This is a genomic window from Nocardia sp. NPDC051570 (genome assembly GCF_044454005.1).
Lineage (GTDB): Bacteria > Actinomycetota > Actinomycetes > Mycobacteriales > Mycobacteriaceae > Nocardia.
Genome location: NZ_JBITDI010000003.1, coordinates 527,530 through 550,548 on the forward strand (window position 1 = coordinate 527,530; position 23,019 = coordinate 550,548).

26 protein-coding genes are annotated in these 23,019 nt (G+C 67.1%); 9 read left to right on the forward strand and 17 right to left on the reverse strand.

Going from position 1 to position 23,019, the window contains the following annotated elements; genetic code table 11:
• Positions 1–10: 10 nt before the first annotated feature.
• Together ACIA76_RS09360 and ACIA76_RS09365 are read left to right on the forward strand one after the other, a co-directional pair.
• Entirely contained in the window at positions 11–1,555 is a 1,545-nt protein-coding gene (locus ACIA76_RS09360) for an MFS transporter (RefSeq protein ID WP_397150343.1), read from the forward strand.
• The gene (locus tag ACIA76_RS09365) at positions 1,545–2,150 is read left to right on the forward strand and encodes a TetR family transcriptional regulator (protein WP_397150345.1); all 606 of its coding nucleotides are present in this window, start codon (positions 1,545–1,547) and stop codon (positions 2,148–2,150) included. Before ACIA76_RS09360 ends, ACIA76_RS09365 begins: the two co-directional genes overlap by 11 nt.
• A gap of 81 nt (positions 2,151–2,231) precedes the next feature.
• On the opposite strand, the gene ACIA76_RS09370 is transcribed toward ACIA76_RS09365, so the two are convergent.
• Positions 2,232–3,125, reverse strand: coding sequence for a phenylalanine 4-monooxygenase (locus tag ACIA76_RS09370; RefSeq protein ID WP_397150347.1), 894 nt, complete (start codon positions 3,123–3,125; stop codon positions 2,232–2,234).
• A 240-nt stretch (positions 3,126–3,365) separates the two neighbouring features.
• Here ACIA76_RS09370 and phoA point away from each other — a divergent pair, with 240 nt between their 5' ends.
• The gene (gene phoA / locus ACIA76_RS09375; protein WP_397150349.1) at positions 3,366–4,850 is read left to right on the forward strand and encodes an alkaline phosphatase; all 1,485 of its coding nucleotides are present in this window, start codon (positions 3,366–3,368) and stop codon (positions 4,848–4,850) included.
• A gap of 66 nt (positions 4,851–4,916) precedes the next feature.
• Here the strand turns inward: phoA and ACIA76_RS09380 are convergent, their stop codons facing one another.
• Entirely contained in the window at positions 4,917–6,425 is a 1,509-nt protein-coding gene (locus ACIA76_RS09380; protein ID WP_397150351.1) for an alpha/beta hydrolase, read from the reverse strand.
• Between the two features lie 145 nt (positions 6,426–6,570).
• Here ACIA76_RS09380 and ACIA76_RS09385 point away from each other — a divergent pair, with 145 nt between their 5' ends.
• On the forward strand, positions 6,571–6,765 hold the full coding sequence (locus ACIA76_RS09385) for a hypothetical protein (RefSeq protein ID WP_397150353.1): 195 nt from the start codon (positions 6,571–6,573) through the stop codon (positions 6,763–6,765).
• 67 nt (positions 6,766–6,832) lie between these two features.
• Here ACIA76_RS09385 and ACIA76_RS09390 read toward each other — a convergent pair whose 3' ends face one another.
• From ACIA76_RS09390 to sdhC, 6 genes are all read right to left on the reverse strand, one after another.
• Positions 6,833–7,255, reverse strand: a complete 423-nt coding sequence (locus ACIA76_RS09390) for a PIN domain-containing protein (protein ID WP_397150355.1) — start codon at positions 7,253–7,255, stop codon at positions 6,833–6,835.
• A gap of 8 nt (positions 7,256–7,263) precedes the next feature.
• Positions 7,264–7,476: a type II toxin-antitoxin system VapB family antitoxin gene (locus tag ACIA76_RS09395; protein WP_397150357.1), complete on the reverse strand. Its 213-nt coding sequence runs from the start codon at positions 7,474–7,476 to the stop codon at positions 7,264–7,266.
• A 237-nt stretch (positions 7,477–7,713) separates the two neighbouring features.
• Complete coding sequence (locus ACIA76_RS09400) at positions 7,714–8,487, reverse strand: succinate dehydrogenase iron-sulfur subunit (RefSeq protein ID WP_397150359.1); 774 nt, start codon at positions 8,485–8,487, stop codon at positions 7,714–7,716.
• On the reverse strand, positions 8,487–10,271 hold the full coding sequence (gene sdhA / locus ACIA76_RS09405) for a succinate dehydrogenase flavoprotein subunit (protein ID WP_397150361.1): 1,785 nt from the start codon (positions 10,269–10,271) through the stop codon (positions 8,487–8,489). Before sdhA ends, ACIA76_RS09400 begins: the two co-directional genes overlap by 1 nt.
• Positions 10,272–10,364: 93 nt before the next feature.
• Positions 10,365–10,805 (reverse strand): succinate dehydrogenase hydrophobic membrane anchor subunit, encoded by a 441-nt coding sequence (locus tag ACIA76_RS09410; protein ID WP_251917412.1) that lies wholly within the window; start codon positions 10,803–10,805, stop codon positions 10,365–10,367.
• A gap of 2 nt (positions 10,806–10,807) precedes the next feature.
• Positions 10,808–11,209 (reverse strand): succinate dehydrogenase, cytochrome b556 subunit, encoded by a 402-nt coding sequence (gene sdhC / locus ACIA76_RS09415; RefSeq protein WP_397150364.1) that lies wholly within the window; start codon positions 11,207–11,209, stop codon positions 10,808–10,810.
• A 310-nt stretch (positions 11,210–11,519) separates the two neighbouring features.
• Between sdhC and ACIA76_RS09420 the strand changes: the two genes are divergently transcribed.
• Entirely contained in the window at positions 11,520–11,927 is a 408-nt protein-coding gene (locus ACIA76_RS09420) for a cytidine deaminase (RefSeq protein ID WP_397150366.1), read from the forward strand.
• A gap of 138 nt (positions 11,928–12,065) precedes the next feature.
• Here ACIA76_RS09420 and ACIA76_RS09425 read toward each other — a convergent pair whose 3' ends face one another.
• Positions 12,066–12,350, reverse strand: coding sequence for a hypothetical protein (locus ACIA76_RS09425; RefSeq protein ID WP_397150368.1), 285 nt, complete (start codon positions 12,348–12,350; stop codon positions 12,066–12,068).
• Positions 12,351–12,358: 8 nt separating this feature from the next.
• Positions 12,359–12,628, reverse strand: a complete 270-nt coding sequence (locus ACIA76_RS09430; protein ID WP_397150370.1) for a hypothetical protein — start codon at positions 12,626–12,628, stop codon at positions 12,359–12,361.
• A 163-nt stretch (positions 12,629–12,791) separates the two neighbouring features.
• Here ACIA76_RS09430 and ACIA76_RS09435 point away from each other — a divergent pair, with 163 nt between their 5' ends.
• Complete coding sequence (locus tag ACIA76_RS09435; RefSeq protein ID WP_397150710.1) at positions 12,792–14,075, forward strand: thymidine phosphorylase; 1,284 nt, start codon at positions 12,792–12,794, stop codon at positions 14,073–14,075.
• Between the two features lie 172 nt (positions 14,076–14,247).
• Positions 14,248–15,339 (forward strand): adenosine deaminase, encoded by a 1,092-nt coding sequence (locus ACIA76_RS09440; RefSeq protein WP_397150372.1) that lies wholly within the window; start codon positions 14,248–14,250, stop codon positions 15,337–15,339.
• Between the two features lie 38 nt (positions 15,340–15,377).
• On the opposite strand, the gene ACIA76_RS09445 is transcribed toward ACIA76_RS09440, so the two are convergent.
• The 5 genes from ACIA76_RS09445 to ACIA76_RS09465 all read right to left on the reverse strand — a co-directional run bounded on the left by ACIA76_RS09445 (position 15,378) and on the right by ACIA76_RS09465 (position 18,874).
• Positions 15,378–16,625 (reverse strand): primosomal protein, encoded by a 1,248-nt coding sequence (locus tag ACIA76_RS09445; protein WP_397150374.1) that lies wholly within the window; start codon positions 16,623–16,625, stop codon positions 15,378–15,380.
• Positions 16,626–16,658: 33 nt separating this feature from the next.
• Entirely contained in the window at positions 16,659–16,991 is a 333-nt protein-coding gene (locus tag ACIA76_RS09450; protein WP_397150376.1) for a YbaB/EbfC family nucleoid-associated protein, read from the reverse strand.
• A gap of 76 nt (positions 16,992–17,067) precedes the next feature.
• Complete coding sequence (locus tag ACIA76_RS09455; RefSeq protein WP_397150378.1) at positions 17,068–17,412, reverse strand: hypothetical protein; 345 nt, start codon at positions 17,410–17,412, stop codon at positions 17,068–17,070.
• Positions 17,409–18,557 carry an NlpC/P60 family protein gene (locus ACIA76_RS09460; protein ID WP_397150380.1) on the reverse strand — a complete coding sequence of 383 codons (1,149 nt, stop codon included), beginning with the start codon at positions 18,555–18,557 and terminating at the stop codon, positions 17,409–17,411. Before ACIA76_RS09460 ends, ACIA76_RS09455 begins: the two co-directional genes overlap by 4 nt.
• Positions 18,554–18,874, reverse strand: a complete 321-nt coding sequence (locus tag ACIA76_RS09465; protein ID WP_397150382.1) for a type VII secretion target — start codon at positions 18,872–18,874, stop codon at positions 18,554–18,556. The genes ACIA76_RS09460 and ACIA76_RS09465 overlap by 4 nt, the downstream gene beginning before the upstream one ends.
• Positions 18,875–19,027: 153 nt before the next feature.
• Between ACIA76_RS09465 and upp the strand changes: the two genes are divergently transcribed.
• Positions 19,028–19,651, forward strand: a complete 624-nt coding sequence (upp, locus tag ACIA76_RS09470; RefSeq protein WP_397150384.1) for a uracil phosphoribosyltransferase — start codon at positions 19,028–19,030, stop codon at positions 19,649–19,651.
• On the opposite strand, the gene ACIA76_RS09475 is transcribed toward upp, so the two are convergent.
• Together ACIA76_RS09475 and ACIA76_RS09480 are read right to left on the reverse strand one after the other, a co-directional pair.
• Positions 19,648–21,216, reverse strand: coding sequence for a phospho-sugar mutase (locus tag ACIA76_RS09475; protein WP_397150386.1), 1,569 nt, complete (start codon positions 21,214–21,216; stop codon positions 19,648–19,650). The two genes, upp and ACIA76_RS09475, sit on opposite strands and share 4 nt — an antisense overlap.
• Before the next feature lie 10 nt (positions 21,217–21,226).
• Positions 21,227–22,006 (reverse strand): purine-nucleoside phosphorylase, encoded by a 780-nt coding sequence (locus ACIA76_RS09480; protein WP_397150388.1) that lies wholly within the window; start codon positions 22,004–22,006, stop codon positions 21,227–21,229.
• A 93-nt stretch (positions 22,007–22,099) separates the two neighbouring features.
• On the opposite strand from ACIA76_RS09480, the gene ACIA76_RS09485 reads away from it, so the two are divergent.
• Positions 22,100–23,008 carry a ribonuclease Z gene (locus tag ACIA76_RS09485; RefSeq protein ID WP_397150390.1) on the forward strand — a complete coding sequence of 303 codons (909 nt, stop codon included), beginning with the start codon at positions 22,100–22,102 and terminating at the stop codon, positions 23,006–23,008.
• Positions 23,009–23,019 lie beyond the last annotated feature (11 nt).

Genomic DNA, 23,019 nt, shown 5'->3' on the forward strand with positions numbered 1-23,019 from the left:
AGGAGGGGCCATGACGGGGAACGAGGCCTCGATGGGGACCGAGGCGCATGCGGGCAGAGTGCGGTGGCTGGCGCTGGGCGCGCTGGCGCTCGCCATGCTCACGATCGGACTGGATACGACCGTGCTGGTGGTCGCGCTGCCGACGATGGCGATCGATCTGCACGCGGATACCTCCGCGCTGCAGTGGTTCACGACCGCCTATACGTTGGCGCTGGCGGCATTCGTGCTGCCCGCGGGCGCGCTGGGGGATCGCTACGGGCGCAAGAGGTTTCTGCTGGGGGCGCTGACGCTGTTCGGGGTCGCGTCGGTGTGGTGCACCCTCTCGACCTCCGCAGGGGAGCTCATCGCCGCCCGCGCGGTGCTCGGCGTCGCGGCCGCGGTGATGATGCCGCTGTCGATGTCGGTGCTGCCCGCGATGTTCCCCGATCGGGCCGAACGCCAACGCGCACTGACGATCTGGGTGACCGGGACGACGATCGGCATACCGCTCGGCCCGATCGTCGGCGGCTGGCTACTGCGGCACTTCTGGTGGGGTTCGGTCTTCCTGGTCAATGTGCCGCTGGTGATCGCCGGACTGCTGGCCGTGGCGGCGCTGGTGCCGGAATCGCGCAGCGACAACGTCTTTCGGATCGATCTGCTCGGCGTGGCGCTGTCGGCGGGCGGAATGCTCGGTTTCACCTATGGTTTCATCCGGATCGACGCGCAGGGCTGGGGCGACGCGATCGCCTGGTCGACGGTCGCGGCGGGCGCCGCGCTACTGGGCGCCTTCGTCTGGTGGCAACGCCGGGCGCTGCATCCGCTGGTGGATCTCGGCCTGTTCGCGAACGCCGGATTTTCCTGGGGCACAGCCTATTCCGTGATGGTTCAGTTCGCGATGTTCGGGATGTTCTTCACCGTGCCGCAGTACTTCCAGGCGGTGCTGGGTGTGGATTCGCTCGGTAGCGGGCTGCGGTTGCTGCCCATGATCGGGGGTCTGCTCGTCGGCACCCGTCTGGTCAGCAAGCTGCTGTCCGGGGTCGGTCTGCGGATCGTGCTCGTCATCGGATTCCTGGTGCTCGCGGGCAGTGCGGGAATGGGCGCACTGACCACGGCGACCAGCGGCTACGGCTATACGGCCGCCTGGCTCACACTGCTCGGTGTCGGTATGGGAATCATCATGCCCGCGGCCATGGGAATGGCCATGGGCGAGTTGAGCGCCGAACGGTCCGGCTCGGGATCGGCTCTGCTGCAGGCGCTTCGCAACGGCGGCGGCACGATCGGCATCGCCGTACTGGGTACGGTGCTGGCCACGCGGTACCGCTCGGAGCTGGGGGCGTACAACCGGCCGCCGATCTCCGACAATGTGAACGCCGGGGTCGCGGTAGCGCACCAGCTGGGCGATGGGCGGATGCTGGCGCACGTGCAGTCGGCATTCGTCGGCGGGATGGGCGCGATGCTGTGGGTCTGTGCGGGAATCTGCCTGGTCGCGACGCTGCTCGCGGCGATCTTCACGCGTGGCGCCGTGCCGGACGTGCCGCAGGCGGTGGATACGGGAGAATCGGTACATGTCGGCTGATTCGAGGGCGCCCGCGGGCTTACGCGAGCGGAAGAAGGAGCGCACCCGTCGCACGATTCGCACCGAGGCGATGCGGCTGTTCCAGCGACAGGGGTACGGCGAGACGACCGTCGAGCAGATCGCCGAGGCGGCCGACATCTCGCCGAGCACCTTCTTCCGCTACTTCCCCTCCAAGGAGCAGGTCGTCCTCGCCGACGATATGGATCCGGTCATGATCCGCGCGATCGAGGCGCAGCCGCCGGAGCTCTTGCCGCTGGCGGCGTTCCGCAATGCGATGCGAGAGACGTTCGCGCTCATGGACTCCGAGGACTCGGCGTTCGAGCAGGATCGCATGAAGCTGATCTGGAATGAACCGGAGCTGCGCGGCGTGATCGCCCAGGAAACCGAGCGCAATGTGGTGATGGTGTCCGAGATTGTCGCCCGGCGGGTGGGTCGCGATCCGGACGATGTCGAGGTGCGGGCGTTCTCCGGCGCGTTGATCGGCGCGTCGTGGACCGCCTTCGACGGGAACGGATTCGATTTCGAGAAGATCGACCGGATCATCGGATTCCTGGAGGCGGGGATGCCGCTGTTCGCCACCGCGCCCGCCGAATAGCCTGGGCCGAACCCCGTCCCGCGCCTCGCACCCCCTGCGGTCGGTCGGAACCGGTGCGAGGAGCGGGATGGGGTGCGGCGCTCAGGCCGGTCGGTGGGCCGCCTGCGCGCGGGCGACGGAGTCGTCGGTCATGGTGGCGAAGAAGCCGCCGACCACATCCTCGATCTCGGCGACGGATTCCGCGCAGTAGAGCACCGGCTGGTAATGGGTGATGTCGTAGACGGCCGTGCCCATCTCGTGAATGTTCAACGGGCGCAACTGGGCTCCGCGGAACTCCTCGATCTCGCCGTAGGACGAGAGCAGGCCCGCGCCGTAACAGCGCACCTCGCCCTGTTCGCGAACCACGCCGAATTCCATGGAGAACCAGAAGACGTCGGCCAGGAACTTCAGCGCCGCATCGGTTTCCAGCCGGGCCACCGCGGCGCCCACCTCGGCGTAGATCGCGGCGAAGCGAGGGCTGGCCAATTGGTTGGCGTGGCCGATGATTTCGTGGATCGAGTCCGGCTCCGGGGTGTAGAGCGGCGTCGAATGGTGGCGAATGTACTGGGTGGAGTGGAAGGTTCGGTGGGCGAAGGAGCCGAAGAACTGTCGCAGCGGCACCAGGCCCGGGGCGGGGACGTACTGGAATCCGCTGAGCGGCACCAGCTTCGCGGTCACCTCGTCCAGCTGCGGGATGTGATCGGTCGGCAGGTCGAGCCGCTCCGCGCCCGCCAGCACCTCCGCCGAGGCGTATGTGCGATGTTTGCGGGCCAGTTCGGCGGAGACGATCCGCCAGACTCCCTGTTCGGCATCGGTGTATTCGACGTGGGGCAGCGGTTCGCCCGGACGATAGGACAGAGCCATGGCGGCGATGGCGTTGCGGCGAATGCGATACGCCTGGTCGTGCACGCCGGGGTGCTCGTCGCTCAGATGCACCGTCACATCACCGTCGGTCCCCGTGGTCACTGGCGAGTACAGCTGAGCCTCATTGAACATGCCTCGATGCAAGCACTGCCAGGCTGAAGAGACAACGAACTGGTCGTTTGCTATGCAGTTTGCCTAGCAGTATCTCGGGGTTTGTGCAAACAGTCCAAACCGGTCGGGATCGAGTCGAGTGTCGGAGTCGCTCTGTTTGTCTGTTTCATGCGTATTTAACCAACGTGTTGCTCTGGGTTCAGCGTCGGCGTGCACTATCCGGTCGGCTCGTATCGGTTCGAAAAGTAGATTGGGTTTCGTATGTCGTTCGCCTCGTCCAGGTCTCGATGGGTCCGGGCTGCCGCCCTCCCGGGTGTGACCGCCGTGCTGATCGGGTTACTGGTCGGCTGTGGATCGGATTCTGATAAGCAGTCCAACGGTTCGCTGCTCACTCCGGGCGCGCAGGGCAAACTGTCGGACAACGGCGGCGCGCGCCGCACCACCGGCGATCGCACTGCGGCGTTGCGGGATTCGATCAACGGCAAGCAGGCCAAGAATGTGATCCTGCTGATCGGCGACGGCATGGGCGATTCGGAGATCACCGTGGCGCGCAACGTGGCCGAGGGCGCCGGCGGCTACTTCAAGGGCATCGACGCGCTGCCGCTGACCGGCTCCTACACCCACTATTCGCTGGACAAGAACACCGGAAAGCCGGACTACGTCACTGATTCCGCGGCCAGCGGGACGGCGTGGGCGACCGGGACCAAGTCCTACAACGGTGCGATCGGCGTGAATGTCGCCGGTGCGCCCCAGGCCAATCTGATCGAGATCGCCAAGGCGAACGGCAAGGCCACCGGCAATGTGACCACCGCCGAGATCCAGGACGCCACCCCGGCCGTGCTCGCGGCGCATGTCACCGACCGCAAATGCTATGGGCCGGAAGAGACCTCGTCGAAGTGCCCGGCCAACGCGCTCGAGCACGGCGGTCTCGGATCGATCAGTGAGCAGCTGATCGCGACCCGCGCCGATGTGACCCTCGGCGGCGGCGCGAAGAGCTTCGAGCAGAAGGCCACCGCGGGCGAGTACCAGGGCAAAACCCTGATGGATCAGGCTAAATCGCGCGGCTACAACGTCGTGACCGATCGCGCCGGACTCGACGGCGTGGCCAAGGCCGACCAGAACGCGCCGGTGCTGGGTGTGTTCTCGCCGGGCAATATGCCGGTGCGCTGGACCGGCGATCTGGCCTCGCGCGACGGGCTCACCAAGCCCGCCCAGACATGTAAGGCAGACAACCCGGAGCGCGCGGCGACCCTGCCGGATCTGGCGGGCATGACACGCAAGGCGATCGATCTGCTGAAGGATCGCAAGGACGGGTTCTTCCTGCAGGTCGAGGGCGCCTCGATCGATAAGCAGGACCACAACGCCAACCCGTGCGGCCAGATCGGCGAGACCGTCGACCTCGATGCCGCGGTCCAAGCCGCGCTGGAGTTCGCCAAGGCCGACGGCAACACCCTGGTGGTCGTCACCGCGGACCACGCCCACTCGAGCCAGATCGTCCCGCTGGAGACCAAGTCCCAGTCGCTGACCAGCAAGGTCGTCACCAAGGACGGCGCCGAGATGGGTATCTCCTACGGTAACGCCGAGGCGGGCGGCTCTCAGGAGCACACCGGCACCCAGCTGCGTGTCGCCGCCTACGGCCCGCGCGCCGCGAACGTGGTCGGCCTGACCGATCAGACCGACCTGTTCTTCACCGTGACCGACGCCCTGGGCCTGGATCGCAACAAGAAGCAGGCCGCCGCCAAGTAGGCCGCGGCACCGGGCCGGAGGCCGCCTTCATCGATGAGGGATGAAGGCGGCCTTCGCATTGCGCGGTCAGTGGGGCCTACAGGTCGTCTCGGCCGGTGGTGGCATGAGGTCGATGAGGTAGCGCGTGAGCGGTTCATCGATGCAGGAGATGCCGTCGAAGGCGCCGCCGTGCTTGATGTCTTCGTAGGTGATGAGGGAGGCGCCGAGGTAGTGCGCCAGGTTGCGCCCACCCGCGTAGGGCGCCACGGGGTCGCCCGTGGTGGCCACGACGACGGTCTTGGGCAAACCGTGGATATCCGGTACGTGCGGCTGGGTGAAGGGCGGGAAAGGCCAGAAGGCGCACAGCGGCAGCGGGGCCTGTCCGGTGGCATGACCGTCGTCGAAAGCCGGTGCGACAGTGCGGGTTCGGCGGTCCAGGTCGGCGGCGGTGGCGCGGTCGGCCAGCCGCGGTTCCTCCCCGCAGAGCACGGCGTGTTGGAGATCTCGCCCGATGACGCCTTCGATGATGTCGGTGAAGCGTGCCAGGAGGTCGCCGTGGCCGTCGCGTAATTCGTTGAGGCCCTTGGTGATTATCTCCCAGGCTTCGGGCGTGTAGAGCGCGTTGATCACCGCGGTGCTCGCGCCGCGATATCCGAGACCTCTCCCGTCGGAGGTGGCGGCGGGGTGCTGTTGGAGGGGAGTCACCAGCTCACGCAACGATGCGGGCGCTCGGGTCGGATCGGTTCCCACCGGACACTCGTCCGAATGCGCGCAATCGGTGGCGTAGGTCTCGAAGGCGTGCTCGAGACCGGCGTCCGCGCCGACCTCGTCCACGATGGGCGCCGTCGGGTCCAGCGCGGCGTCGACCACGATGGCGCGCACCCGATCCGGATACATCTCGGCGATGGTCGAGCCCAGCCGGGAGCCGTACGAGCCGCCGTAGTAGGCCAGTTTCTCGTCGCCGAGTACGCTGCGGATCACATCGAAATCCCTTGCTACATCGGCGGTTCCGATATGACGCAGCAGGTCAGTGCCGGTTCGGCGTACGCAGTCGGCGACAAGATCCCGCTGCTGCTGTTCGGTCCGCGCGATCCCGGTCGGTGACAGGTCCCAGGTAGGTTCCTCTCGATGCGCCCGAGCCTGTTCGAGCGTCCGGCAGATGACCTTCGGCGTGGATGCTCCGAGGCCGCGCACGTCGACACCGATGAGGTCGAAGTGTACGCCGAGCGGTGTCTTGGCCAGCCGCTGTGGAAGGCTCGCCAGACCGGGGACACCCGGCCCGCCCGGATTGGTGAGCAGCGAAGCGATCCGGGCGCCGAGCGCCTTGTGTCGGGAGATCGCGATCCGCGCGGTATCGCCCTCGGGTTTGTCGTAGTCGATCGGCACGGTGACGTGTGCGCAGTCGAAGCCGCTCGCGCCGAGTTTGCCTCCGCCCGAGTAGTTTTCGCACGATTCCCAGTCGGGTCGTTGATGAAGATAGCGGTCGATGCCCTGACCGGATTCGGCTCGGCTGCCACCGCATCCGCTCGCCGCCAAGAGCATCGCAACGGCGATCGCCCTTGTCGCATGCGTGAATACCTTGGGCCAGTTGCTCATTCGTCCCCCTCGGTGAGCGTATGTCACCGGCATTCTGTCAGATCCGTTGGCCTGGAGCGGATCCTACTTGTATGCTTCCGCCGTTGTTATTCGTCGGCGGGGTTGTGGAGGCGGCCTCGTCGGCTCGAGATGTGGGGGTTTCCTGATGGTGCGTATCGGAATCTGGCTTGCCATCCTCGGCTTCGGCTCACTGCTGTTGCAGCAGCTGGACATGCATTTCATGATCCTGGCGTGGGCGGATTCCATGCAGCCGTGGTTCGGGATCGTTCTGGGGGCGATCGGTGTGTTGATCGCGTTGGGCGGTGCGGTCGCCGACAATACCGTCAGGGACGAGGCATAGGTCGACGAGGAAGGCCGCCTTCGTTCGAAAGACGAAGGCGGCCTTTGGTTCCGGCTTCTCGTGCCGACTAATCGATGGTGCCGCGAGGAGCGACCCAGACATGGGGTTGTCTGGTGACCGATGCGATATGTTCGAAGTCCTCGTCATAGTGGACGACGACCGCGCCGTGATACTCGGCGACGGCGGCAGTCAGTAGGTTGATCGGGCCTACGGCACGGTGATGCCCCTTGCGCCCCAGCAACACCTGTACTTCGCGAGCACGCTCGGCGATCGTTTCGTTGATGGGGAGATTGGTGAAGTGAGACCGACGGCTCTTGGCGATGTTCTGAATTTCGGCGAGATTTCGGCATGAGAACCCCGCCTCCAGATCGACCGTCACACACGTTGCTGCGGCCCTGTCGGTGAGCAGATCGACGACGACCTTCTGAACCGCGGGATTCTTGAAACGGGCGGCCGCGGACGTATCTACCAAATGCAGGCGCAATGGCATGGGATCCCTCATCGCCGCGCCTGCTTCATGACCTCCGGATCGGTGATGTCGGGACCCCACCCGAGGCTGTACGGATAGTCGCTGAGGATCTCCTCGACTCGACGCCGACGCTCGGCGACGAACCGCAGGGCCGCGTTCACGGTGTCCTTCTTGGTCGTCGTACCGAGCTCCCTGGCCGCCAGCTCCAGAGCCTCGTCGTCCAGGTCGATCATCGTCTTCATGTTTAACACGGTATATCCGCCCCCTTACGGTCAGCAATACTGCTTGATGTAACCGTTATTCGATGCCGACCGGTCTGCGGATGGGCGTGGGCGGACCCGTTGGCACTGCTGCGCCATCGTCGCGACCGCGTTCTCGATGTGCCGCAGGCTGTTCGACCGGCGTCGTGCGGCGCGGAGGAGGCATAACGACGAAGGCCGCCCTCATCCGAAGATGAGAGCGGCCTCGGCGTGGCCTTGTCAGCGGGCGAAGAGCAGGGCGCGCTTGACTTCCTGGATGGCCTTGGTGACCTCGATGCCACGGGGGCAGGCGTCGGTGCAGTTGAAGGTGGTGCGGCAGCGCCAGACGCCCTCGACGTCGTTGAGGATGTCCAGGCGTTCGCGGGCGGCCTCGTCGCGGCTGTCGAAGATGAAGCGGTGGGCGTTGACGATGGCGGCGGGGCCGAAGTAGCTGCCGTCGCTCCAGTACACCGGGCACGAGGTGGTGCAGCAGGCGCACAGGATGCACTTGGTGGTGTCGTCGAACCGGGCGCGGTCGGCCTGGCTCTGGATACGTTCGCGGGTGGGCTCGTTGCCGTGCGTGATGAGGTACGGCTTGACGGCCTTGAACGCGTCGAAGAACGGGTCCATGTCCACCACGAGGTCCTTCTCCACGGGCAGGCCGCGGATCGGCTCGACGGTGACGGTGAGGGCCTTACCGTTCTTGGGCAGCATGTCGCGCATCAGGACCTTGCACGCCAGCCGGTTCACGCCGTTGATGCGCATGGCATCGGAACCGCAGACGCCGTGGGCGCAGGAGCGGCGGAAGGTGAGCGTGCCGTCCAAATAGGACTTGATGTACATGAGCACGTTCAGGAACCGGTCGGTCGGCAGCACCGGCACCTGGAACGAATCCCAGTGTGCGCCTTGGCTGTCCTCCGGATTGAACCGCGCCACCTTGACGGTGATCATGGTCGAACCGTCGGGGACCGGAGCGGGCTTCTGCCCGACGGGGGCTTCTGCTACGGCAGTCATCAGTACTTACGCTCCATCGGCTCGTAACGGGTCTGCACCACCGGCTTGAAATCGAGCCGGATGTCGGCGATCAGCTTCGCGTGCGCACCGAGCTCGACGTCCTTGTACGCCATGGTGTGACGCATGAAGTTGACGTCGTCGCGGTCCGGATAGTCCTCGCGGGCATGGCCGCCGCGCGACTCCTTGCGGTTCAGCGCGCCCACCACCGTGACCTCGGCCAGCTCCAGCAGGAAGCCGAGCTCGACGGCCTCGAGCAGGTCGCTGTTGTAGCGACGGCCCTTGTCCTGCACGGTGATGTGCTCGTAGCGCTCCTTGAGCGCATGGATATCGGTGAGGGCCTGCTTGAGGGTCTCCTCGGTGCGGAACACCGCGGCGTTGGCGTCCATGGTCGCCTGCAGCTCGGTGCGGATATCGGCGACGCGTTCGTTGCCGTGATCGCTGAGCAGGCTGGTCAACCAGCCCTGGACGTAATCGGCCGGGGCCTCGGGCAATTCGACGAATTCGGTGCGCTGGGCGTACTCGGCGGCGGCGATGCCGGCGCGGCGGCCGAACACGTTGATATCCAGCAGCGAGTTGGTGCCCAGGCGGTTCGCGCCGTGCACCGACACGCACGCGCATTCGCCGGCGGCGTACAGGCCGGGGACGACGTCGGTGTTGTTGCGCAGCACCTCGCCGCGGATGCGGGTCGGGATGCCGCCCATGACGTAGTGGCAGGTCGGCATGACCGGCACCGGTTCCTTCACCGGGTCCACGCCCAGGTAGGTGCGGGAGAACTCGGTGATGTCGGGCAGCTTCTCCTCGAGCACGTCCTCGCCGAGGTGGGTCACGTCGATGTAGACGTAATCCTTGTTCGGCCCGGCGCCGCGGCCCTCGAGGACCTCCTTGACCATCGAGCGGGCGACGATATCGCGCGGCGCGAGGTCCTTGATGGTGGGGGCGTAGCGCTCCATGAACCGTTCGCCCGACGCGTTGCGGAGGATGCCGCCCTCGCCGCGCACGGCCTCGGAGATCAGGATGCCCAGGCCCGCCAGGCCCGTCGGATGGAACTGGTGGAATTCCATATCCTCCAACGGAAGTCCCTTGCGGAACACGATCGCCATACCGTCGCCGGTCAGCGTGTGCGCGTTGGAGGTGGTCTTGTACATCCGGCCCGAACCGCCGGTGGCGAACACGATCGACTTCGCGTGGAACACGTGCAGTTCGCCGGTGGCCAGCTCGTAGGCGACCACACCGGTGGCGATCGGGCCACGCTCGGTACTGGTCATCACCAGGTCGAGCACGTAGAACTCGTTGTAGAACTCCACCTCGTGCTTGACGCAGTTCTGGTACAGCGTCTGCAGGATCATGTGGCCGGTGCGGTCGGCGGCGTAACACGCGCGGCGAACCGGGGCCTTGCCGTGATCACGGGTGTGGCCGCCGAAGCGGCGCTGATCGATCTTGCCCTCGGGGGTCCGGTTGAACGGCAGGCCCATCTTCTCCAGATCGAGCACGGCGTCGATGGCCTCCTTGGCCATGATCTCCGCGGCGTCCTGGTCGACGATGTAGTCGCCACCCTTGACGGTGTCGAAGGTGTGCCACTCCCAGTTGTCCTCTTCGACATTGGCCAGCGCGGCGCACATGCCGCCCTGGGCCGCGCCGGTGTGGCTACGGGTGGGGTACAGCTTGGTCAGAACGGCGGTGCGGACCCGGGGGCCGGCCTCGATCGCCGCGCGCATCCCCGCGCCACCCGCACCGACGATCAGGACGTCGTAGCGGTGCTCCTGAACGGATCGGGATTCACTCATGCCTGCACCTCGCTGCGCTCGGCTCCGGCATTCGCGAAGCACCCTGTGTCGATGATTCGTTCGCTTCGCTCACTCATGGGAGGAGGCCTGTTCCTAACTGATGTTGGGGTCGAAGGTGAAGATGACGTAGGTGCCCACGCCCATGATCAAGATCATCGAGATGGCCAGCAGGGTCTTCAGCCAGAAGCGGGTGGAGTCCTTGCGGGAGTAGTCGTCGATGACCGTGCGCAGGCCGTTTCCGCCGTGCAGCTGGGCCAGCCACAGCATGGTCAGATCCCAGAGCTGCCAGAACGGGCTCGCCCAGCGACCCGCGACGAAGCCGAAGTTCAGTCGCTTCACGCCGCCGTCGAGCATCAGCATGATCGTCATATGGCCGAGGACCAGCACGACCAGCAGCAGACCGGAGAAGCGCATGAACAGCCAGGCGTACTTCTCGAAGTTGTTGCCCGCGGTGCGCCGGGGGGCGCGGGGTGCGTCGAGGCTGGCGGGACGGTCGTAGGACTTGCCCAGCACGGGCGCGGCAGGTGTCGTCATGATCAGTGCTCCGTCAGCAGGTAGAAGAACTGGCGTCCGACACCGACGCCCGCGACCAGGACCCAGATCGTGAGCACGATCCACAACATCAGGCGCTGGTAGCGGGGGCCCTGGGACCAGAAGTCCACGAGGATGACCCGGATGCCGTTGAGCGCGTGGAACAGCACGCACACCACGAGGCCCATCTCCATGAGGGCCACGAGCGGGTTCTTGTACGTCTCGATCGCTCGGTTGTAGGTGTCCGGGCTGACCCGCACCAGGGCGGTGTCGAGTACGTGGACGAACAGGAAGAAGAAGATCGTGACGCCGGTGATCCGGTGCAGCGCCCAGGACCACATACCCGGGTCGCCGCGGTACAAGGTCTTCCGCTTCGGCTGTGCCGGAGCTTCTAGGGTGGTCGTCATAGAGTGCGGTGCCTCCAACGTCGTTGATGGACCCGGTCGCGGTCTCGGCGCGCGGGCGGGGGAGCCGTTGGATCTGGAAAACACCAGCTCGCGCCCGGAGCCAACACCCCGGAGGCTGTGGTCGACCCGCCGCCGGGAACCTGAACCGATCTGTCAGGAACTCTAATCCCAGCCATTTCTCGGAACTAATCCGGCAGGCCGAGCGTTGGAACACAATTCGGCTTACTTAGGTTTGCCTAGCCTTTGAGATTGACGTGGTCATAATGGCTTCTCTACGGTCGTGTTCGAGTCATTGGAGCGGAGGTCCGATATGCCGGAGATCGATTGGAATGCCTTGCGCGGCAAGGCATTTGAAGTCATGCGGAAAGCGTATGCACCCTACTCGCGGTTTCCGGTCGGCGCCGCCGCGCTCACCGTCGACGGTCGAATCGTGAGCGGGTGCAATGTGGAGAATGTCTCATATGGTTTGGGTCTGTGTGCCGAATGCGTACTCGTCGGTAACTTGATCGCGTCCGGCGGCGGCCGTTTGCTGGCGGTTGTCGCATGCGACTCTCGGGGCGAGACTCTGATGCCGTGCGGGCGCTGCCGACAGGTGCTCTATGAGCACGGGGGTGCGGATCTTCTTGTGGACCATAGGGATGGGCCGCGGTCGCTCGGAAGTTTGCTACCCAGTGCCTTCGGGCCCGATGATCTCAAGGCGGGGCAGCGAGAGGTGTGAACTTCCGCACCTCTTCGCGCCGCGGACGACTTTCGGGACGTCGACGACCGGTCCGGCCGTACCGGCCATCGACGTTCCTGGAATCGAATTGTCCAGTGGCGCAGTGATTTTACTGATCTCCGCGCCTTGGTGAGGCCGTCACGAGTTGTCCGCTTCGAAGGCGTCGTCGACCTCGTCCTCAGTGGGCGGGGCCGCGACCGGCAGGCCGATCGGATGCAGGCCGAGTCGCTCCATCATCAATGCGATGCCGCCACCGAGACTGTTGAGGCCACCGAAGAGCCGATCCTGACCGAGCCGCAGCCCTTTCGCATCCCGGCGAAGACCGAGGATCGAAGCGCCGTAACCCTCCTCGAGATCTGTGACCCGCCCCTCGAGTCTGGTTATGCGACGGTCTGGTTCGTTGAAGGCCGACGTATCTCTCATGACGGGCATCAGAGGTCTTCCTCCAACGACGCGTCGACCTCCGCCTCGGTCGGCATCGTGACTTCGGGGATGTCGATCGGCGGAAGCCCCATTCGCTCCATCATCATCGCCATGCCGCGGCCGAGCCCGTTGATGCCGTCCGCGAGCCGTCGGGTCATCAACTCATGTCTGTGGACGATCCGGGTCAACTTGTAGATCGAGGGCCCGTGGACTTCCTCGATATCGGTGACTCGCCCCTCGAGCTTCGTTACGCGGCGGTCGAGCTCTGCATGTGACATGTCTCCCCCCTTCGTCGCTTGCACGTGACGGCGAGGTTAGCGCAGCTCGGCGATGCTCTCCGCATGTCGACACGAGATCGCGGCGGTCGCACCCTTTCTGGTGCTTCGCACCCTTTTCGGAGTGGTTCGTAGGCCCGTCTGAGAGGCTGGGGGCATGGTGAGTGTGCATTCTGCGGTGTCGGTGATCACGGCGAAGCGGGACGGGGGAGAGCTCGACGACGATCAGATCGATTGGGTCGTCGACGCTTTCACCCGGGGTGCGGTGGCCGACTATCAGATGGCGGCGCTGGCGATGGCGATCCTGCTGCGTGGCATGACGCGGCGGGAGATCGCGCGATGGACCCGGGCGATGATCGAGTCGGGGCAGCGGATGGACTTCACCGATCTGCCGCGGCCGACGGTGGACAAGCATTCGACCGGTGGTGTGGGCGACAAGATCACGCTGCCGCTGGCTCCGCTCGTCGCGGCCTGTGGGGTCGCGGTGCCGCAGCTGTCGGGGCGCGGGCTCGGGCATACCGGCGGGACGCTGGACAAGTTGGAGTCCATTCCGGGCTGGAAGGCCGATGTCTCGGTGCCGCGGATGCGGGAGATGCTGGCGGATCCGGCGATCGGCGCGGTGGTGTGCGCGGCGGGGGCGGATCTGGCCCCGGCGGATAAGCGGCTCTACGCGTTGCGCGATGTGACCGGGACCGTGGAATCCATTCCGCTGATCGCGAGCTCGATCATGAGCAAGAAGATCGCCGAGGGCACCGCGGCGCTGGTGCTCGACGTCAAGGTCGGCGTCGGGGCGTTCATGAAGGATATCGACGCGGCCCGCGAATTGGGCCGGACCATGGTCGAATTGGGCACCGATGCGGGCGTGCGGACGGTCGCGCTGCTGACCGCGATGGACACCCCGCTCGGCCGGACCGCGGGCAATGCGCTCGAGGTGGCCGAATCGGTGGAGGTGCTGGCCGGCGGCGGGCCCGCCGATGTGGTCGAACTCACCCTGGCGCTGGCCCGGGAGATGTTGGCGCAGGCCGGAATTCACGATATCGATCCGGCCGACGCGCTGGCCGACGGCCGGGCGATGGATCACTGGCGGGCGATGATCGCGGCGCAGGGCGGCGATCCGGACGCGCCGCTGCCGCGGGCCAAACATGTCGAGGTGGTGAAGGCGGAGCAGAGCGGGACGTTGAATCGGCTGGACGCCATGGGTGTCGGCCTGGCGGCGTGGCGGCTCGGGGCCGGGCGGGCCCGGCAGGGCGATCCGGTGCAGTTCGGCGCGGGTGTCGAAATGCATGCCAAGCCAGGGGATCCGGTGATCGCTGGGCAACCCCTGCTGACACTGCATACCAACACCCCCGAGGCCATCCCCGCGGCCCTGGAGGCGCTGCGGGAGGCGTCCGTGATCGGCTCCGAGCCGGGGGCGCGCTCGCCGATCGTGCTGGATCGCATCGCGCCGTAGGGGTCCGAAACGTGCTGGATGAGGGCGGCTCTGGCGGCCAGGGCCGCCCTCGCTGATGTCCGGACTCCGCTCGGCGACACGCGGGCGACATCCTCGCGACGACATGCCAGCGAGAGCATGCACACACCGGAAGACGGCTGCGGAACGCGCCGGATGCGGATAGCGTCGGTACATGACTGGACCGATGCCTTTGACTCTCGCCTCGATCCGCCAAGCCCCGAAGGCCGTATTGCACGACCATCTCGACGGCGGTCTGCGTCCCGCGACCGTGCTCGAGTTGGCGGAGCAATGCGGCTATGACGAACTTCCGGCACACGATGCCGAATCGTTGGGGCACTGGTTCCGCGATGCCGCCGACAGCGGCTCGCTCGAGCGATATCTGGAAACCTTCGCCCACACCGTGGCGGTGATGCAGACCGCTGAAGGGCTGCGGCGAGTGGCCCGCGAATGCGCGGAGGATCTGGCCGCCGACGGCGTGGTGTACGCCGAGGTGCGCTTCGCCCCCGAACAACATCTGGCACGAGGCCTGACCCTCGACGAGGTGGTCGAGCACACGCTGGCCGGATTCCGCGAGGGTGAACAGCTGGCCGCGGCGGCCGGCACACCGATCCGAGTGATCTGCCTGCTGACCGCCATGCGTCATGCGGCACGATCGCTCGAGATCGCGGAATTGACAGTGCGTTTCCGGCATCGGGGCGTGGGCGGATTCGATATCGCCGGCGCCGAGGCCGGATACCCTCCGACCCGGCATCTGGACGCCTTCGAATACATGCGGGCCAACCACGGCTTCTTCACCATTCACGCGGGGGAGGCGTTCGGGCTGCCGTCGATTCACGAGGCGCTGGCGTACTGCGGCTGCGATCGGCTCGGACACGGCGTGCGGATCACCGACGACATCTTCGATTCCGATACCGAGCCGCGGCTGGGACTGGTCGCGAATTACGTTCGGGACAAACGGATTCCGCTGGAGCTGTGCCCGTCGTCGAATGTGCAGACCGGCGCGGTGCCCTCGCTGGACAAGCATCCGTTCGATCTGCTCGCGCGGCTGCGATTCCGGGTCACGGTCAACACCGACAACCGGCTGATGAGCGATACCAGCATGAGTCGCGAAATGCTCAAGCTGGTCGAGACTTTCGGCTACGGCTGGAGCGATCTGGAGCGATTCACCATCAATGCGATGAAATCGGCGTTCATTCCGTTCCCGGATCGGCTGCGGTTGATCGATGAGGTGATCAAGCCGGGGTATGCGGTGTTGATCGGGTGAGACCTCGAGAAGGCCCCCGGGGGCGGGGGCCTTCTCGGTCAGGCCTTCTCGAGCCGATTCTCGAACGCGTGCTCCAGGGCACGCCAGCCCTCGGCCTCGGCGGTGAACGGCGGGCTGGGGGCCATCCGGCTCGGATCGGGCTCGAGCAGGTAGGAGACGTACCAGCCGAGCGGGGTGGACTTGGCGAGCGCCTGCTCGACCGTATCGTCGTCCGCGTAATCGGCTGCGTCGGTGAACAATTCGACGATCAGGTCGAGCTGTTCGATATCGACGGCCTTATGGCCCTCGGCCAGATCGTCGGCCAGGCCCGGCAGGACGTAGACGTTCTCGTCCTCCACCTCGACCTCGAGCGAGCCGTCGACCGCGGCGGTCTGGACGTCGCCATAGGTGCTCACGCGGGACAGATCGTGCTCGTGATCGTCGGCCAGGTAGCGGGCCAGGGCGCGCTCGGAGGTGAAGACCGTGATCGTGCCCTCGCTACCGAGGAAGACCGGCTCATCGTCGAGGTAGCAGCGCAGCGTGTAGTAGGTGTCCGCTGCGGTGACGATCTTGATCGGGTCGATGCCGACCTCGTGCCAGAACGTCACCTCCTCGTCCTCGGGCTCTTCCTCGTCCTCATCGAGATCGACCTGCTCGATCTCGTCGTCGGTATCGGCCACATCCTCGGCGTCGACGATGTTCTCTTCGGCCGCAAGCAGTTCCGCCTCCGCGACGGCCACCGCGTCGGCATCCACCTCGGGAGAGGTCACCGCCGTGTCGATGGCGTCGACGACCTTGTCCCAGTCCTTGGCGATGGCGGCGCCGATCTGGTCCCACAGCTCCTCGCCCTCGCGCCCGTAGAAGGCGCTCACGCCGGCCGGGAGCGCGCCCAGCACGGGATGTGAGCCGAAGAACTTCGTCACCACCTCGAGCTCGCAGACCTCGCCGATGGTGCGGACCATGTCGAGCGTCTCCTCGAGCTCGGACACGGTCTCCGGATCGGGATCGCCGGCGGCCAGTTCGGGCACGCCGACCAGATCGAAGACGTACTGCTCCTCCGGCTCCAGTTCGGCGGCGCCCAGACCCACCACGACCTTCCAGGCCGGATGGTCCACCAGGTCGTTGTCGTCGTTGGTGCGGATGAACGCTGCCAGCTCCGCGACCGACTCGAAGCCGTACAGCGCGTCCTCGTGTCCGAGGAATGCCTCCCACTCGTCGTCACCGTCCCGCCAACGCGGTGCCCACAGTGTGACGAGGTCGCCGTCGGTCAGGCCGAGCTCGATCGGGACGATGTCTCCAGAAGCCATGACGGGAAGCCTATCGAGCCTCGGCGTTCGGCACTATTCGGCCCGCCCCGCAACGATTCCCGACTGTGGCGCAACGAACGTCGAGTTGAGCTCGGAGACCACCTTCGAGCGTTGTTCGCCCGCGTCCTGGGCGGCCTGCTGGCAGGCCCAGATGATCGCCTGGCCGACTTCCACGGGGGATCGGGAGGTGATCGACTCCGACAGCGACAGCGCCACCAGCGCGCCGTCACTGTCGACCTCGACGCTCACCGAACCGTCGTCGGTGGTGTGGCGACCGCGCACCTGCTTGAGGCCGTACAGCGCTGCCTCGAGCGCCTCCAGCTTCTGTGTCGCCGCGGCGACCAGTGCATCCATCTCCGCACTCATGACTGCGCCTCGCCGGCGCTCGGCTCCGTCATGACTGCTGTGGCAGCTGTGCCTATGGTTCGCTCGCTTCGCTCACTCATACCGGCCTCATCCAGCTCGTCGGTCCCGTGTCCTCGTCGTCCATGCGGTCCAGCTCGTCCACCGCGGCCTGGCGGGTGGGCAGGTCGAGCTTGTCCAGGATCTCGGCGGGCATGCCGGATTCGGCCAGCAGCTCGCGGCGGCGCGCCTTGGCGACGATCGCCGAGCGCTTGGTCAGGCGCAGGATCTCCGCGGCCAGAGCCCGTGCGCCGTAACGGTATTCGCCGCGTTCGAACTTGATCTCGACCGGCATGCCCTGATCGGTCGCGCGCACGCTGATGGTGCCGGCGCGGTTGGTGCTGGCGGCCACCGTGACGTTCGGTATCTGCTGCGGCTGATTCATGAGGTGGGCCTGTAGAAGCCGTGGAACGCCATACCCATGTTCTCCGTTCGAATCGGGTCGATCTGTACCGGATCACCGGCCTCGACCATCTGCCCGTTACCGACCACCATCGCGACATGACCGTCCCAGATCGCCAGATCGCCCGGCATGAGGTCGCCCGGACTGACCGGGGTGGCGCCCGAGCTCTGGTCGGCGGCCAGCCGCGGCAGATCCACGCCGGCCTCGCCGTAGGCCCATTTGGTGAGGCCGCTGCAGTCCAGGCCCGCGCCGGGGGTGTTGCCGCCCCAGACGTACGGGGTGCCGACCGCGCTGATCGCGGATTTCACGGCGGTGGCGGCCCGGGGATTGGGCGCCTCCACCTGACTGCCGTCGGGCAGGGTGATCATGATGCCGCCGTGGCGGCCGGGCTGATCGCCGCCCGCCGCCGACGCGGGTGCGGTCGCGGTCCCGCCGCCGTTCGAGTTCGGGCGCGACGGCATGACCGAGGACGCCTGGCCGACCAGACCGCTGAGCATCGAACCGCCGCTGGACAATACGCCGCTGAGCATCGATCCGGCCTGCTGCACGCCGCTGAGCACGGGCGCGGCCATCGACGCCGGGGCGGTGGGCAGGCCCGCGGCCGGGGGCGTGGGCGGCGGCGGGATGAGTCCGGACATCGATGCGGTGTGGGTATCGAGTTCGGAGCGGACCCGGCCGACCACGTTCAGGGCCTGGCCGAGATGGTCGATCGCCGAACCCACCACGGTCGCCAGGCCGGGCGGGGTGGCCACGGCCGGACCCAGCGCGGTCACCGAACCCACGAACGACTGCAGGATGGAGTCGAGTTCCTTCTGTCCGGTCTGCACCGAGGCGGCGGCCTGGCTGACCACATCGGCCATATCGGTGCCGCGGTCGGAGAGGGACGCGGCCGAGGTCTGGACCTTCAGGGCCTTGTCCATCGCGGCATCGCCGCCCTGGCCGTTCCAGGCACTGGTCAATTGGTTGATGCTGGAGCTGCCGGCCTGATGAATTCCGTCAAGGGTGCTCGACGCCTGGCGCAGCGCATCGGCCGGGCCGCCGCCGGGCAGCACGCCGCTACCGAAGCTGGTGAGCAGATCGATGATCGGCTGGGCGAGGGCGGTGAGATCGACGACGGGAGCTGTCACGCTCGGCCTCCCTCGCTGGCCCGCACGGCCGCGGCGCCGTCGGCATCGGTGCCCGCGTAGTTCGCCGCCAGGCCCGTCGCGGCGGTGCCGACACTGCCGAGCACTGCGGACAATTGGCCGATCGAGGCCACATGGCCGGCATGAGCGGCCGCATAGGCGGCCATGAAATCGCCACCGACCAGACCGAAGATCGGACCCAGCAGAACAGGATTCGCGCCGGCGGCACCGGCCGCGGCGGCGGCCATCTCTCCGGCGAGTCCGTCGGCTGTCGCACCGTAGGCCGCGACGCCCTCGGTGTCGACTGAGATCTTGTGCATCAACATCCCCCATCGTGCTGGTCTCGTGGCAGATTACGTCATTCGAGTAGTTCGACGCAGGCGCCGTGGATACGGTTCCGCATCCTCGCCGCGAATCTGCCCCAGGACAGACCTTGGAGCCACTGCCTTGCGGGCAAACCTTATCGTTCCCTCATGCGCACGCACATCGTGGATCATCCGCTTGCCGCCACCCTGCTGACCACCATGCGGGACTCCCGCACCTCCAATTCTGCCTTCCGCGCCGCGCTGCGCGACCTCACCGGAATCCTGATCTACGAGGCCTTACGCGAGGCGCAGGTGGCGACGTTCGAGGTCGCGACTCCCGTGGCCGCCGCCAAGGGGACTCGACTGGCACATCCGCCGCTACTGGTTCCCGTGCTGCGGGCCGGGCTGGGCATGGTGGACGCGGCCAGCGCGCTGATTCCCGAATCGCGGGTGGGCTTCGTGGGCATCGCCCGCGACGAACAGACACATCAGCCGGTGCCGTATCTCGAATCGCTGCCGGAGGATCTGTCCGGGCTGCCGGTCTTCGTGCTCGATCCGATGCTGGCCACGGGCGGGTCCATGCGGCATACGCTCGAGCTGCTCGCCGCGCGTAAGGCCGCCGATATCACCGCCGTCTGTGTCGTGGCGGCACCGGAAGGTGTTGCGGCGCTGGAGAATTCGGGACTGCCGGTGCGATTGGTCACCGCCGCGGTGGATTCGGGACTGAATGCCGACGCCTACATCGTGCCCGGACTGGGCGATGCGGGCGATCGGCAGTTCGGTCCGCGTTAGAGCTTCTCGCAGTAGGCGCGCAATTCGCCGAGCCGTTGTGCGGCGGCGAGTTTCGCCTCCGGCAGCGCGTCGCGGGACGGCACGGGCTCGACCACCTCGAGATAGCACTTGAGCTTCGGTTCCGTGCCGGACGGGCGGATCACGATGCGCTGCGCCGCGCCCTCGAAAATCAGTGCGTCCGTATGCATTCGGCCGCGAGCCTGCAACAGGTCGGTACAGGTGACGGGCTGCCCGGCGATACTGTCGGGCGGGGTGTCGCGCAGCCGGGCGACCACCTCGGCGGCCGCGGCCTGATCGGCCAGCCGCAGCGATACCTGATCGCCCGCGTGCAGGCCGAATTCCAGGGCGTAGTCGTCGAGGACGTCGTGCAGGCCACGGCCTTCCGCGCGCAGCCGGGCGACCAGATCGGCGGCGGCCACCGCCGCGGAGATGCCGTCCTTATCGCGCACGGCGGCCGGGTCGACGCAGTGGCCGATGGCCTCCTCGTAGGCGTAGACCAGGCCCTCGCCCGCGCGGGCCAGCCATTTGAAGCCGGTGAGTGTCTCCGCGTACCGCGCGCCGCGGGCGGGGGCGAGCTTGCTCAGCAGTCGCGATGACACGAGGGTGGTGGCCGCCAGCGCCTGTTCGGGCGCGGTTCGGAGCACGTAATCGGCCAGCAGCACACCGGTTTCGTCGCCGCGCAGCATCCGCCAACCCCCGGGGCCGGGCACGCCGATCGCGCAGCGGTCGGCGTCGGGATCCAGGGCGATGGCCAGATCCGCGTTCACCCGCCGCGCCAGCGCGAGCAGCTTGTCGGAGGCGCCGGGCTCCTCCGGATTCGGGAACGCGACGGTCGGGAAGTCCGGATCGGGGGCGAACTGATCGATCACGACGTGCACATCGGTGAATCCCGCGGCATGCAGCGCGGTCACCGCGAGCTCACCGCCGACGCCGTGCATGGGGGTCAGTGCGATGCGAAGACCCTTGCGCGGCAAGGACTCCCGGGCGTCGGCGACCGGCCCGCCGATCACCTGCGGTAGCGAGGCCACCCGGGCCAGATAGCGCCGCACGAGCTCCTCGCCCATCTCGCTCACCGACGCGCCGGCGGGCAGTCCCAGGACTGTCGGATCGGGCGCGGTGGGCAGCGGATCGGCGCGCGAAATCGGTTCGGCCGCGGCCTCGATGCACTGCTCGATCTCGGCGTCGGCGGGCGGGATCAGCTGTGAGCCACCGTCGAGATAGACCTTGTAGCCGTTGTCGTTCGGCGGATTGTGTGAGGCCGTGATCTGCACCCCGGCCACCGCGCCGAGCTCGCGCACGGCGAAGGCCACCACCGGCGTCGGCAGTGGACGCGGCAGTGCCAGCACCGAAAAGCCAGCCGCGGCAAAGACTTCCGCGGTGGCCACGCCGAATTCGGCCGAGCCGTGCCGGGCGTCGCGGCCCACGATCACCAATCCGCCACCCAGACAACGCATCCGCAGCCATTCGGCCAGACCGGCGGTCGCGCGGATGACCGTGGTGACGTTCATCCCGTCGGGACCGTCCTGCAGCGGACCCCGCAGGCCCGCGGTTCCGAAACGCAGCATCCGCCCGGCCCTACAGCCGTTCCAGCACGCCGCGCAGCAGCTTGCCCAGACGCGGTGCGGCGGCATGCCCCTCGGCGAGCACCTCGGCATGCGACAGATGTGCGCCCGTCACGCCCGCGGCGAGATTGGTGACCAGGGAGATGCCCAGCACGCGCGCCCCGGCCGCGCGGCAGGCGATGGCCTCGAGCACGGTCGACATGCCGACCAGATCCGCGCCCATCGTGGCGAGCATGCCGATCTCGGCGGGTGTTTCGTACTGGGGTCCGGTCAGGCCCGCGTAGACGCCCTCGGACAGGTCCGGGTCGACATCCTGTGCGAGCTTGCGCAATTCGGGATCCCAGGCGTCGACCAGATCGACGAAGGTGGCGCCCGTCAGTGGGGTGCGAGCGGTCAGATTGATGTGGTCGCTGATCAGGACCGGTTCGCCGACCCGCAGCCCCGAGCGGATGCCGCCCGCGGCGTTGGTCAGCAACACGGTTTCCGCGCCGGCCGCGATGGCCGCCCGCACGCCGTGCACGACCTGCGCGGGCTCGTAGCCCTCATAGAGATGCTGACGGCCCATCATCAACAGCACCGGTGCGTCGTTGACCCGCACCGAATGCACCGTGCCCTGATGACCCTGCGCCGTCGGCGCGCCGAAGCCGGGCAGTTCGGCCATCGGGACCGATGCCGTCGGCGTGCCGATCTCGGCGGCCGCCTCCTGCCAGCCCGATCCGAGCACCACCGCGATCCGGTGGTGCGACACTCCCGTATGTTCGGCGATCGCCTCGGCGGCCTGTTCGGCAAGCATGGCGATCACGATAGTCGCGCGAGATCGGCGTCGCGTGCCGCAGGTATTCGCGGCAGCGCGACGCGGCGGCGGGTATCCGGGCAGTATGGGGCCGTGCGTGAACTCGTCGTGCTCGGAACAGCGAGCCAGGTGCCGACTCGCCAGCGCAATCACAACGGCTATCTGCTGCGCTGGGACAACGAGGGGCTGCTGTTCGACCCGGGTGAGGGCACGCAGCGGCAGATGCAGTTCGCGGGCGTGTCGGCCACCGGGATCACGCGAATCCTCGTGACGCACTTCCACGGTGATCACTGTCTGGGGCTGCCGGGGGTGCTGGCGCGGCTGAATCTGGACCAGGTGCCGCATCCGGTGGATATCTGCTATCCGGGTTCGGGGCAGGAGTACTTCGAGCGGCTGCGCGATGTGGTGCCGCGGTTCCCGGGACTGCGGGAGCGTCCGATCGCCGCCGCGGGGCCGATCGCGTTGGCGGATGCGCCGTTCACCGTCGAGGCCGTGCCGCTGTCGCATCGCATCGACACCTTCGGTTATCGGCTCGTGGAACCGGACGGTCGCCGGATGCTGCCGGATCGCCTGGCCGAACGAGGGATCGCCGGACCGGATATCGGGCGATTACAGCGCGAGGGTTCGCTGCGGCTGCCCAACGGGCGCACGGTGACCGTCGAGGAGGTCTCCGCGGTGCGGCGCGGGCAGCGGTTCGCCTTCGTGATGGACACCCGAATGTGTTCGGGCGTCGAGGAATTGGCGCGCGACGCCGATATGCTCGTCATCGAGGCGACCTTCCTCGATCCCGACGCCGCTCTCGCGCACGAGTTCGGTCATCTGACCGCCGCGGAGGCCGCGCGGGCGGCCGCTGCCGCCGGGGTGCGCACGCTGGTGCTCACCCACTTCTCCCAGCGCTACGGCGATCTGGACGGTCATCGCATCGAGGCGAGCAAGTACTTCGACGGCCACCTCGTGGTGGCCGAGGATCTGCAGCGCGTACCGGTCCCGACTCGCCGGTAACTTCGACATAT

Bases quoted from the DNA above. Each gene is read 5' to 3' on its own strand.
- ACIA76_RS09455 (WP_397150378.1), bottom strand. From the start codon at position 17,412: ATGAATCAGCCGCAGCAGATACCGAACGTCACGGTGGCCGCCAGCACC.
- ACIA76_RS09475 (WP_397150386.1), bottom strand. From the start codon at position 21,216: ATGCTGCGTTTCGGAACCGCGGGCCTGCGGGGTCCGCTGCAGGACGGT.
- sdhC (WP_397150364.1), bottom strand. From the start codon at position 11,209: ATGACGACCACCCTAGAAGCTCCGGCACAGCCGAAGCGGAAGACCTTG.
- ACIA76_RS09380 (WP_397150351.1), bottom strand. From the start codon at position 6,425: ATGAGCAACTGGCCCAAGGTATTCACGCATGCGACAAGGGCGATCGCC.
- ACIA76_RS09395 (WP_397150357.1), bottom strand. From the start codon at position 7,476: ATGAAGACGATGATCGACCTGGACGACGAGGCTCTGGAGCTGGCGGCC.
- ACIA76_RS09440 (WP_397150372.1), top strand. From the start codon at position 14,248: ATGACTGGACCGATGCCTTTGACTCTCGCCTCGATCCGCCAAGCCCCG.
- ACIA76_RS09445 (WP_397150374.1), bottom strand. From the start codon at position 16,625: ATGGCTTCTGGAGACATCGTCCCGATCGAGCTCGGCCTGACCGACGGC.
- ACIA76_RS09390 (WP_397150355.1), bottom strand. From the start codon at position 7,255: ATGCCATTGCGCCTGCATTTGGTAGATACGTCCGCGGCCGCCCGTTTC.
- sdhA (WP_397150361.1), bottom strand. From the start codon at position 10,271: ATGAGTGAATCCCGATCCGTTCAGGAGCACCGCTACGACGTCCTGATC.
- phoA (WP_397150349.1), top strand. From the start codon at position 3,366: ATGTCGTTCGCCTCGTCCAGGTCTCGATGGGTCCGGGCTGCCGCCCTC.
- ACIA76_RS09365 (WP_397150345.1), top strand. From the start codon at position 1,545: ATGTCGGCTGATTCGAGGGCGCCCGCGGGCTTACGCGAGCGGAAGAAG.
- ACIA76_RS09425 (WP_397150368.1), bottom strand. From the start codon at position 12,350: ATGAGAGATACGTCGGCCTTCAACGAACCAGACCGTCGCATAACCAGA.
- ACIA76_RS09430 (WP_397150370.1), bottom strand. From the start codon at position 12,628: ATGTCACATGCAGAGCTCGACCGCCGCGTAACGAAGCTCGAGGGGCGA.
- ACIA76_RS09410 (WP_251917412.1), bottom strand. From the start codon at position 10,805: ATGACGACACCTGCCGCGCCCGTGCTGGGCAAGTCCTACGACCGTCCC.
- ACIA76_RS09360 (WP_397150343.1), top strand. From the start codon at position 11: ATGACGGGGAACGAGGCCTCGATGGGGACCGAGGCGCATGCGGGCAGA.
- ACIA76_RS09465 (WP_397150382.1), bottom strand. From the start codon at position 18,874: ATGCACAAGATCTCAGTCGACACCGAGGGCGTCGCGGCCTACGGTGCG.
- upp (WP_397150384.1), top strand. From the start codon at position 19,028: ATGCGCACGCACATCGTGGATCATCCGCTTGCCGCCACCCTGCTGACC.
- ACIA76_RS09370 (WP_397150347.1), bottom strand. From the start codon at position 3,125: ATGTTCAATGAGGCTCAGCTGTACTCGCCAGTGACCACGGGGACCGAC.
- ACIA76_RS09420 (WP_397150366.1), top strand. From the start codon at position 11,520: ATGCCGGAGATCGATTGGAATGCCTTGCGCGGCAAGGCATTTGAAGTC.
- ACIA76_RS09385 (WP_397150353.1), top strand. From the start codon at position 6,571: ATGGTGCGTATCGGAATCTGGCTTGCCATCCTCGGCTTCGGCTCACTG.
- ACIA76_RS09480 (WP_397150388.1), bottom strand. From the start codon at position 22,006: ATGCTTGCCGAACAGGCCGCCGAGGCGATCGCCGAACATACGGGAGTG.
- ACIA76_RS09450 (WP_397150376.1), bottom strand. From the start codon at position 16,991: ATGAGTGCGGAGATGGATGCACTGGTCGCCGCGGCGACACAGAAGCTG.
- ACIA76_RS09400 (WP_397150359.1), bottom strand. From the start codon at position 8,487: ATGACTGCCGTAGCAGAAGCCCCCGTCGGGCAGAAGCCCGCTCCGGTC.